The organism is Cellulomonas humilata (assembly GCF_013359775.1).
Lineage (GTDB): Bacteria > Actinomycetota > Actinomycetes > Actinomycetales > Cellulomonadaceae > Cellulomonas > Cellulomonas humilata.
Genome location: NZ_JABMCI010000017.1, coordinates 1 through 583, shown reverse-complemented (window position 1 = coordinate 583; position 583 = coordinate 1). Strand labels below are relative to the sequence as shown.

The window sequence follows — 583 nt, the reverse complement described above, 5'->3', positions numbered from 1 at the left end:
GGGTCGCCTGGACCGGGTCGCCGGGGAAACCCTGCGGGTCGCGTTGGACGCGATGGGCCAGTACGGCGACCAGACCCGCTCCCCGGGGCAAGCCTCCGCGGACGCGTTGGCGATGCTGGCCGAAGGCGCGTGCGCCGGGGCACGACCCACGACCGTCGGGCCGGTGGGCGCCGACAGTGGGGCACCCGCGTCAGGCACACCCGGGCCTGCGTCTGTCACCACCGGGTCGGTCAGTCGCCCGCACGTGTCCCTGCTGGTGCCGGCCGAGACGGTCGCGGAGCTGCTGACCCATCAACGGGTATTGGACGAGGCGGCCAGCGCGGCCCGCGGGCACGCCAGCACGCTCGACGGCGCCGCCACGCTCGCCGATGACGGCAGGAGCGCCGGTGACGTGCGGGCGCCCGGAGATCGACTCTGCGCCCTGATCGCCCTGCCCTGGGGCACCGTGGCACCGGCGACCCTGGAGGACGGCACCCCGGTGCCCATGACGGAACTCGCCCGGGCGCTGTGCGAGGCGGACATCACCCGGATCGTCATGTCCGCCGAGAGCCTCCCGCTGGACGTCGGCCGCACCAAGCGGTTG

1 pseudogene is annotated in these 583 nt (G+C 75.0%); it reads left to right on the top strand.

From position 1 onward, the window contains the following. Positions 1-244: 244 nt before the first annotated feature. Positions 245-583: pseudogene (locus tag HP550_RS00080) on the top strand (hypothetical protein); the annotation flags it as partial.